The sequence below is a fragment of the Nocardioides sp. CPCC 206348 genome (assembly GCF_048654705.1).
Classification (GTDB): domain Bacteria; phylum Actinomycetota; class Actinomycetes; order Propionibacteriales; family Nocardioidaceae; genus Nocardioides.
Window position 1 is genome coordinate 600 of record NZ_JBMCZA010000200.1, and the last position, 9,392, is coordinate 9,991.

The 9,392-nt window shown below is 70.7% G+C and carries 10 protein-coding genes; 5 read left to right on the forward strand and 5 right to left on the reverse strand.

Annotated elements, in window-relative coordinates:
* Positions 1–23: 23 nt before the first annotated feature.
* The gene (locus ACOADB_RS19330) at positions 24–1,769 is read right to left on the reverse strand and encodes a DUF3556 domain-containing protein (RefSeq protein WP_378602154.1); all 1,746 of its coding nucleotides are present in this window, start codon (positions 1,767–1,769) and stop codon (positions 24–26) included.
* 70 nt (positions 1,770–1,839) lie between these two features.
* Here ACOADB_RS19330 and ACOADB_RS19335 point away from each other — a divergent pair, with 70 nt between their 5' ends.
* Both ACOADB_RS19335 and ACOADB_RS19340 read left to right on the forward strand, forming a co-directional pair.
* Positions 1,840–3,117: a PucR family transcriptional regulator gene (locus ACOADB_RS19335; RefSeq protein ID WP_378602157.1), complete on the forward strand. Its 1,278-nt coding sequence runs from the start codon at positions 1,840–1,842 to the stop codon at positions 3,115–3,117.
* Between the two features lie 130 nt (positions 3,118–3,247).
* Positions 3,248–3,439 (forward strand): hypothetical protein, encoded by a 192-nt coding sequence (locus ACOADB_RS19340; RefSeq protein ID WP_378602160.1) that lies wholly within the window; start codon positions 3,248–3,250, stop codon positions 3,437–3,439.
* On the opposite strand, the gene ACOADB_RS19345 is transcribed toward ACOADB_RS19340, so the two are convergent.
* The 4 genes from ACOADB_RS19345 to ACOADB_RS19360 form a co-directional block, all read right to left on the reverse strand.
* Positions 3,393–4,046, reverse strand: a complete 654-nt coding sequence (locus tag ACOADB_RS19345) for a hypothetical protein (RefSeq protein WP_378602163.1) — start codon at positions 4,044–4,046, stop codon at positions 3,393–3,395. The two genes, ACOADB_RS19340 and ACOADB_RS19345, sit on opposite strands and share 47 nt — an antisense overlap.
* A gap of 172 nt (positions 4,047–4,218) precedes the next feature.
* Positions 4,219–4,545: a 4a-hydroxytetrahydrobiopterin dehydratase gene (locus tag ACOADB_RS19350; RefSeq protein ID WP_378602165.1), complete on the reverse strand. Its 327-nt coding sequence runs from the start codon at positions 4,543–4,545 to the stop codon at positions 4,219–4,221.
* Between the two features lies 1 nt (position 4,546).
* Complete coding sequence (locus ACOADB_RS19355) at positions 4,547–5,137, reverse strand: DUF664 domain-containing protein (RefSeq protein WP_378602168.1); 591 nt, start codon at positions 5,135–5,137, stop codon at positions 4,547–4,549.
* Positions 5,138–5,247: 110 nt separating this feature from the next.
* Positions 5,248–7,155, reverse strand: coding sequence for an amino acid transporter (locus ACOADB_RS19360; RefSeq protein ID WP_378602170.1), 1,908 nt, complete (start codon positions 7,153–7,155; stop codon positions 5,248–5,250).
* A gap of 122 nt (positions 7,156–7,277) precedes the next feature.
* Here ACOADB_RS19360 and ACOADB_RS19365 point away from each other — a divergent pair, with 122 nt between their 5' ends.
* The 3 genes from ACOADB_RS19365 to ACOADB_RS19375 form a co-directional block, all read left to right on the forward strand.
* On the forward strand, positions 7,278–7,607 hold the full coding sequence (locus ACOADB_RS19365; protein WP_378602173.1) for a hypothetical protein: 330 nt from the start codon (positions 7,278–7,280) through the stop codon (positions 7,605–7,607).
* A 47-nt stretch (positions 7,608–7,654) separates the two neighbouring features.
* Positions 7,655–8,716, forward strand: a complete 1,062-nt coding sequence (locus tag ACOADB_RS19370; protein ID WP_378602176.1) for a sensor histidine kinase — start codon at positions 7,655–7,657, stop codon at positions 8,714–8,716.
* A partial coding sequence (locus ACOADB_RS19375; protein WP_378602179.1) for a response regulator occupies positions 8,713–9,392 on the forward strand: 680 nt, incomplete at its 3' end. The genes ACOADB_RS19370 and ACOADB_RS19375, both read left to right, overlap by 4 nt.

Below are 9,392 nucleotides of genomic sequence, written 5' to 3' on the forward strand. Positions count from 1 at the left end.
GCTGCCGACGACGACGGCTGAGGTCACGTGGTCACTTCGCTGGTCACTCCGCTGGCGGCCTCCGCGCGCCAGGTCACCTCGAGCGGGATCGGGCCGTCCGGCAGCCACGGCTGCTGGGCGACCGCGTCGGCCACCCGCCAGGTCCCGCGCTCGATGACGCCCAGGGCGGCGTCGATGACGCGGTACTCCTGGACCCGCTTGTGGACCGGCTGCGACTCGACGAACACCACGATCAGCTCGCCGGGCTCGAACCCGACGCGGGCCTGGATGGCGGCGATCATCCGTTCATCGTGCAGGTGCCCGTCACCGAAGTTCCAGCCACGGACCCAGTTGGACATGAACTCGCCTTCGCGCACCGTTCGCTGGTCGATGTCGTCGTACCGGTCGATCAGGACGCTGAACAGGCCGCGGCCCTGGCTGTGCAGCGAGCGCCAGCCGGCGATCAAGGACATGCACTGCTCGGCGGTCGGGCGGTCGTACTTCAGCAGCGCCATCAGCTGGTCGGTCATCGGGGGTGCCGGGAGGTCGAGCCTCGACATCTTCTCCTCGGCGCCCGGGGAGAACGCCCACACGGCCGAGGCCCAGTTGCCGGCGTACTGCCGCATCGACGGCAGGAACGAGACCTTGTCCGGCCGCAGGTTCCCGATGACCGGGCAGGTCAGCAAGGCCGCGGCGATCAGGGCGAGCAACCACGGCTCGCTGAAGTCGCTCAGGGCGTAGCCGTCACTCGCGTGGTGACCCCAGAACAGGAACACCGCCAGGAAGGCGAACAGCACGTTCCACTCCAACGGCACGGCCAGCGGGAACGTCATCGTGATGAAGAGGTGGAAGCTCACCATCACGCCCACCGCGAGCAGGGTGACCGTCTCGTTCGTGGAGAACAGCAGGACCAGCGGCGTCAGGATCTCCACGCAGGTGCCGCCGAAGTGCGCCAGTCCCCAGGAGAGCTTCGAGGGACGCAGGTCGTCGGGGGCGTCCTTGTAGTGCAGGCGTCGCGCGAACGTGCCCGGCACGAACGGGGCGTTCGACACCATCGGCGGGATCACGTTGGCGAAGTGCAGCCCGAACTTCGAGAAGCCGGCGCCGATCCACACCGTCACGATCAGCACCTTCGCGGCGATGACGAGGTCGGCCCCGTCGAGCACTGCGGTGAAGACCAGGGCCGGGAGGTACTGCTCGCCCCGCGCGGCCAGGAACACGATGGAGTCGCGCAGCCCGTTCACGACCAGGAGTACGGCGGCTCCGGCTGCCAGCGCGGCGGGCACCCGGTCGCCCTGCCACACGACGGCGGTGGCGAGCGACACCAGCAGGGCGGCGTACAGGGCGATGTCGACGAGGGTGCGGCTGTCTCCGGCGGTGCCGGGGACCCAGCGCCACGGGGCGACCCGGATCGTGCCGGGCCGCAGCCAGTAGCGCGCGCCGCCGGTGAACGGCTTGAAGTGCGCGCAGAGCGGGCCCCAGGCGCCGCCGAACCCGACCACCTCCATCAGCATCGTCCAGGCCACCGCCTTCTGGTAGACGACCGGCTCCTTCCACCACTGGTCGATGTTGCCGAGGCCACCGAGATCGCTGGTCGCGGAGATGATCAGCAGGCCGCCGAGGGAGTACCAGACGGTGACCTTGAGGATGTAGACGAGGTGGACGTAGCGGGGGGTGCCGAAGCCGTTGTCGGCCCAGAAGGTCGCCGCGATCCGGATCCGCTCGCGCAACGGCAGCGTGGCGTGGACGACCGGGTCGACGTCGGGGAGAACCGCTCGGAGCAAGGGCATGCTGCGACTCTAGGGACGGCGTGTGGCGTCGGTCACTGGATCGGGAGCACAATGTGTCCGTGAGGTCGGGATGAGCGCTGCGGAGGATGCCACCGCCGCCTTCGACCGTGCGTGGAACGACCGGGTGGCGGCTCTCGGGACGAGCATGGCCGGCCAGCTGCCGGCACTCACCGACCGGCTGCACGCGGGCCTCCTCGCCCACATCCCCGAGCTGAAGAGCGACCCCGTCCTCGAGGACCTGCTGCGCAGCAGCGTCGACGCCAACCTCGAGACCGTTGCCCACCTGCTCCAGCACGACCTCGACGTCGAGGACGCGACGGTCCCGGTCGCCGCTCGCGAGTACTCCCGACGCCTGGCCCAGCGCGGGGTGAACTCGACGGCCCTGGTGCGGGCGTACCGGCTCGGCCAGCAGTGGATCTCCGACTGGGCGTTCGAGGAGATCCGCGGCAAGGAGAAGGATCCCGACGTCGCCTACCGCGCGATCCGGGAGATGATCGACGTCACCTTCCACTACATCGACCGGATCACCGAGCAGGTCATCGCGGCCTACGAGACCGAGCGCAAGAAGTGGCTCGCCCACCAGAACACCGTGCGCACCCAGCTGCTCGAGCAGCTGCTCGCGGGCGAGCCGATCGATGCCGTGACCGCCGAGACGACCCTCGGCCACCGGATGCGCCAGCACCACGTGGGCGCCGTGCTCTGGGCGGTGGACGCGGCCACCGACGTGCTCGGCGACCTCGAACGGCTGGCCGGCACGATCGCCCAGGAGATCGGCGCGGTCGGCGCTCCGTTCGTGGCCCCGCGCGACCGGTCGACGACCTGGGCGTGGTTCCCGATGGGCACCTCCACGACGCCTCCGGAGCTCCCCGACAGCGTGGTCGGCGCGGCCGGTCCGGTCCGCGTCTCCCTCGGTGCCCCGGCCTCCGGCGTGGCCGGGTTCCGGGCCACGCACGACCAGGCCATGGCCGCTGCGTACGTCGCCCGGCTGGCCGGTGAGCGCGGGCAGCGCGTGACGTCGTACTCCGCCAACGGGCTGCGCGCGGCGACCCTGCTGGCCGCCGACCTCGGGGGCAGCCGGCGGCTGGTGACCGACGTTCTCGGTGGACTGGCCTCGGCCGACGGCGGCGCCACCCGGCTGCGCGACACCCTGCTGGTGTTCCTCGACTCGGGCGGCAGCTACCTCGCCACCGCCGAGCTGCTGCACCTGCACAAGAACACCGTGCGCTACCGGGTGGAGAAGGCCGTCGAGCTCCGCGGCCGGAGCCTGGACGAGGCGCCGCTGGAGCTGCACCTGGCGCTCCTGGCCTGTCACTGGCTGGGCGACGCCGTGCTCTCTCCGACGACCTGACCGGGCCTCACGACGGGTTGTATCCGGAGTCCAAAGGAGCCCCACGACTTCGTCGGCGCACGCCGACGACTCCGTGCCGGCGCGCGCCCAGACTCGGGGACATCGAGAACCCGATCCCACGGAGGCGACCATGAAGGACCTGCTGCAGGTGCTGCCGATCTACGCGTTCATGCTGATCCCGGTGTGGATCCCGCTCATCGCCATGACGGTCGGCGGCCTGCGCGACATGATCGCTGCCCCGGCCCGCCGTGCGAGCCAGCCCGCGGTCCGGACGGTCAGATCCGCCGGTCCTCGGGTCCCCGCGGCAGGAACTGCTGCGTGAGCGCAGGCCACGCCTCGGCGATCAGCTCCTCCATGTCCAGGTTCATCGCCTTCTGCACGTAGGACTTGTTGAGCTCGGTGTCGATGACCTTCAGCACGAAGCGTCGGAGCTCACCGTCGATGCCGGCGATCTTGCGGATCACCGACCCCCGACGCGTGTCGGTGTGGAGCTGGAGCTGGATCTGCTCCTCGGTCGGCGTCCGGATCTCGAGGCGCAGCCGCAGTGGCTCCTCGGTGTGCACCACCAGCACGAGCGGGATGACGACCTCGCCGTTGAAGGTCAACCGGTCCATCGGCAGGTCGAGGTCGAAGACCACGGTGATCGGCAGGTTGATCGCATAGGTCAGCAGCTCGGCAGGAATCTCGTGGCCGGTGGTGGGGTGGAAGGTCCCGACGAAGCTGATGCTCGCGAAGGCGCGCCCCGGACCGGCACCGATCGGCCCGAGCGCGAGCTGGTCACCCAGCACCTGGTCGACCGTCGTCAGGATGCGATCGAGGTGGAGCACCCGGTGGACCCAGTTCACCCCGAAGCGTTCGTACGACGACGGCGCGTCGTCGTACAGCACCGGAGCGGGCACCTCGGCCATCCCCATCAGTCCGTCGACCACGGCTTCCCCCCTGTCACCGCGAGGCGGAAACCCCCATCGGCGTTGATGATTCTTCTACACGGTGACACAGTTCGGGCGAGAACAACCGGTTCTGGCCAGCGCGTTCTTCGCCACAGGTCCCGCCCGTCACCGCAGGTCGAGGAGATCGCCCTGCGACCGTCTCGAGACGTCCTCAGGCCTCGGCATCCGGCTCGGCGGCGACCCCGAGAGCGCGCGCAGCGGCGGAGATCGCCTGGGCCAGGTCGCGGTCGGCGGTGGTGAGGGTGCCGGTGTCGTGGGTGGAGAGGCTGACGCCGACCTTCGGGTAGGTGAGGGTCAGGTCGGGGTGGTGGTTGGCCTCCTCGGCCAGCCGCCCGATCTCGTTGACCAGGGCCAGGCCGGTGACGAAGGTGCCGGTGGCGAAGACCGCGCGGGCCTCGACGCCCTGGACACGCCAGTCCTCGACCCCGTCGGCGACCGTGAACTCGTCGGCCGTGAGGCGTTCGTAGGCGTGGGCCATCTCAGCCGTCCAGACGCGGGTAGGTGGTGACCTCGCCGGGCGGGTCCTCGCCGGTCAGTCCGTCGATCGACTCCCGCAGGAGGTCGGCGTGGCCGACGTGGCGGGCGTACTCCTCGATCATGTCGACGACGAGCCGGCGCAGGCTCGGGTGTCCGCCGTGCACGAACGCGTCGGCCGGGTGGTCGAGCCCGTCGCTGCGCATCGCCTTCGCGACCGCGGCCCGCGAGCGGCGGACCGACGACTGCCAGAGCGCGTAGAGCGACTCGGCACCGTCGTCGGCCGCGGTGCGCCACTCCCAGTCGGAGTCCCGCTCCCAATCGACGCCGTCCCACGGGGCCGGCAGCGGCCGACCCAGCAGCGCCCGGGTGAACACCTCGTCCTCGACCAGCGCGAGGTGCTTGAGGAGCCCCCCGAGCGTCATCGTCGACCTGCCGAGGGTGAGCCCGAGCTCCTCGTCAGCCAGGTCGCCACACTTCCACGCGAACGTGAGGCGCTGGCGCTCGAGCGAGCCCAGCAGGGTGGCCGTCTCGTCACCCGCCAGCGGTGGTTCGGGGCGGGCGACGTCGATGTCGAGCGTGAAGGAAGCCGTCATGCTTCGACGCTAGAACGGCCCGCCGACATCCGGCTAGGGGTGACTGGTGAGTAACGGGTCTCGAGAGGCCGTTGGTCGAGGAGGGCCGTCTCACGGCCCGTCTCGAGACCTCACCCGGCGTGGACGTGCGGGCGCCTCTTCGGATCCTTCTCGGCCCGCCGGACCACCTCGCGCGTCAGCGGGGCCACCTCGCCCGTGCCGAACAGCAGGAACCTGCCCAGCTGCGCGATCGGGCTGCCCTCGGTCCACTCGAAGTACATGTGCGGACGGACGCCGCTGCGGTCACGCAGGTCGAGCAGCAGCGCGGCGAGGGCGTTCGGGATGGTCGCCGCGTGCACCCGGAGCACCCGGAACTCGCCGTGCACGACGGAGCCCTCGACCGCGATCCGGCTCTCGAAGTCGGAGTAGTCCTCGACCACGACCTCCACGAAGACCAGGTCGCCGCCGTTCTGCAGGTCGTGCGAGTCGACGATCTGGCGCACCTTCGCGCGATAGGCACCGGCGTCGCGGTGCTCCGGGTCGTGGGCGACCAGCCGGAGGGTACGACGGGCGCAGTCGCGGATGAAGGCGTCCGCCTTGGCGTCGTACTCGATCTCGGTGGTGCGGAGCTCCAGCGAACGGGTCAGCCGCGAGAGCAGGGAGACCGCGATGATCGCCGCGATGAAGCAGCCACCGATCTTCACGCCGTCGGGACGCTCGTAGATGTTGTCGAGGGTCGTGTAGGTGAACACGATCGCGATCAGGGTGAAGCCGATCGTCCAGCCACGCTGGCGTGCCTTGCGCGCGGCCAGCGCCACCGCGACGCTCGCCGAGGTGATCAGCACCAGCACGCCGGTGGCGTAGGCGCCGCCCTGCGCGTCGACGTCCGCGTCGAAGATCCAGGTGATCAGGAAGGCGGTCGCGGTGAGCACGCAGACGAGCGGCTTCACCGCGCCGGCCCATTCCGGCGCCATGCCGTAGCGCGGCAGGTAGCGCGGGATCAGGGCCAGCATCGCAGCCATCGCCGATGCGCCGGCGAACCACAGGATCAGGATGGTCGAGACGTCGTACGCCGTGCCGAAGGTGTTGCCGAGGTACTCGTGGGCCAGGAACGCCAGGGCGCGGCCGTTCGCCTCGCCGCCGTCCTCGAAGGCCTCGGTGGGGATCAACAGGGTCGTGACCAGGCTGGACGCGATCAGGTAGACGCTCATGATCAGCGCCGCCGCGGTCAGCAGCCGCTTCGTGTTGCGGATGCGTACGGCGGGCCGGACCGGGTCGTCGCCGGGGGCACCCCGGACGTGGCCCATCACGGCGACACCCGTCTCGAACCCGGACAGGCCGAGCGCCAGCTTCGGGAACAGCGTCAGCGACACCGCGATCATCAGTGCGATGTTGCCGTGCTCGGCGGTCAGCGACGTCGACCAGTCGGTGACGACGTGGCCGTTCTGGATCACGTGCACCGCGCTGACTCCGATGACGACGGCGTTGAGCAACAGGTAGGTCAGGACGAGGACGACCGCGACCCCGACGGCCTCCTTGAAGCCACGGAGGAACACCCCGCCCAGCAGGGCGATCAGGCCGAGCGTGATCCACAGCTCCTGGCCGTGCAGGAACTCGGGAACGTGCGGGTTCTCGACGACGTGCGCGCTCGCGTCGGCGGCGGACAGGGTGATGGTGATGATGAAGTCGGTCATCGCGAAGCCGAGCAGGACGAGCACGAAGATCTTGCCGCGCCAGCGCGGCAGCAGTCGCTCGAGCATCGCGATGGAGCCCTGCCCGTGCGGGCTCTCCTGCGCGACGCGGCGATAGACCGGCAGCGCGCCGAACAGGGTGAGCAGGACCAGGATGATCGTCGCCAGCGGGCTGAGCAGTCCGGCCGCGAGGAACGCGATGCCCGGCTGGTAGCCCAGGGTGGAGAAGTAGTCGACGCCGGTCAGGCACATCACCTGCCACCAGGGACGGGTGTGCTCGTCGGCGCTCGCGGGAGCCGGCCCGGCCGTCGGTTCGACGGTCACGGACGGCGTGGTGGAGGTGGACACGGATCCATGCAACTCCTGCCGGAGCCCGTTTCCCCGTGCCCTAACGGACCCCTAACAGGGCGGCGCGTCAGGATGTTGTCAGGACGCGGGGTTTCCGCGGAGAGGCCGCCTTCACTGGAGGCATGCAGCAGCAGACCCTGCGTACCGCGACTCCCCTCGGTCGACCCGAGGTCCGCTTCGGCATGGCCGGCGGCTCGTTGTTCGCGACAACCGGCCTGTGCGTGGCGCTCTCGCTCCATGGTTGGTACGGCGTCGTGGTGCTCCTCGCGGTCGCGACGGCCTGGTGCGTGGTGCTCCCCCTGGGGTTCGCCGTCGGCGTCGGGGTCTCCGCGTGGGCGTTCGCGACCGGCTTCGCCATCAACGACTTCGGCCTGCTCACCTTCCTGCCAGCCGACCTGCTGCGCCTCGCCCTGTACGCCGGCGTGGCCGTGCTGGTGTCGGGAGCACAATGAGCACCGTCCGTCGGTACGACGACCTGCGCGCAGGTCAGGAGGTGGGGATGAGCACGAGCCTGAGTCGGCCGCGCCGTCGTACCGGCCTGGTCGTGGCGGTCGTCGCTCCCCTGCTGCTGCTCCCGGTCCTGGTGCCGTTGCGGGACCGGTTGAACCTCGCCAGCGACGTCGCGCTGTTCCTGGTCGTGGTGGTGGCGTCTGCGCTGGTCGGTGGGCTGGTGCCCGCCCTCGTCGCCGCGTTCCTCTGCGCGGCACTGCTGAACTTCTTCTTCACCGCGCCCTTCCACGAGTTCGCCGTCAGGGACGGGAACAACGTGGTGGCCCTGGTGGCGTTCGTCGTCGTGGCCGTGATGGTGGCGTGGGTGGTCGACCTGGCTGCGCGTCGGGCGAAGGCGGCCGCCGCGGCCGCCGAGATCGAGGCCGCCGACCGGCTCCGTACGGCGTTGCTCGCTGCCGTCGGCCACGACCTGCGGACCCCGCTGGCCGCGGCGAAGGCGTCCGTGTCGGGCCTGCGCAGTCCCGGGCTCGTGCTGCCTGCCGAGGACCGCGACGAGCTGCTCGCGACGGCCGATCGCTCGCTGGACCGGCTGACCGGCCTGGTGGAGAACCTGCTCGACATGAGCCGCCTGCAGGTGGGCGCGATGCCCGTCCACCTGCGCCCCGTCGCCCTCGGTGACGTGCTGGCGCGGGCGCTGGACGACCTCGGTGTGGCGCCGCGGGGAGTACTGCTCGACGTACCCGACGACCTGCCGGACGTCCTCGCCGACGCGGGCCTGCTGGAGCGGGTGCTGGTCAACCTCGTCGCCAACAGCCAGCGCTTCTCGCCGCCCGGCCGGCCGGCGCTGGTCAGCGCCGCTGTGATGGGCGCGGGCATCGAGCTGCTCGTGATCGACCACGGGCCCGGCATCGCCGCGACCGACGAGGAACGGATCTTCCTGCCCTTCCAGCGACTGGGCGACACCGACACCACCACGGGCATCGGCCTCGGACTCGCCCTGGCCCGCGGACTCACCGAGGCGATGGGCGGGACCCTGCTGCCGCGGGAGACGCCCGGTGGCGGGCTGACGATGGCGCTGACCCTGCCGGTCTCGCAGGAGGTGGGGCCGTGAGCAAGGTGCTGGTCGTCGACGACGAACCACAGATCGTCCGCGCCCTCGGCATCCACCTGCGCGCCCGCGGCTGGGAGGTGGTCACGGCCGGCGACGGCGCCGAGGCATTGGCGGTCGCCGACGCGGCCCAGCCCGACGTCGTCGTACTCGACCTCGGGCTGCCCGACCTCGACGGCGTCGACGTGATCACCCGGCTCCGGGCACGATCGGCCGTCCCGATCCTGGTCCTGTCCGGGCGCAGCGACAGCGCCGACAAGGTCGACGCCCTCGACGCGGGTGCCGATGACTACGTCACCAAGCCGTTCGGGATGGACGAGCTGCTCGCGCGGCTGCGGGTGATGCTCCGGCGCAGCGCACCGGTCGAGGCCGGCGACGACGTCGTCGAGTTCGGTGCCGTGCGGGTGGATCTCGGCGCCACACGCGCCACCGTCGACGGCGAGGAGGTCCGGCTCACGCCGACCGAGTGGCACCTGCTCACCGTCCTGGTCCGCAACCCCGGGCGACTGATGAGCCAGGGCCGGCTCCTCACCGAGGTCTGGGGACCGGGCTACGAGACCGCCCACGGCAACCTGCGGCTCTACATGGCGCAGCTGCGGCGCAAGCTCGAGGCCGACCCCGCCAGGCCGGTGCACTTCCGAAACGAACCGGGCATGGGCTACCGCTTCGAGCCCGGTGG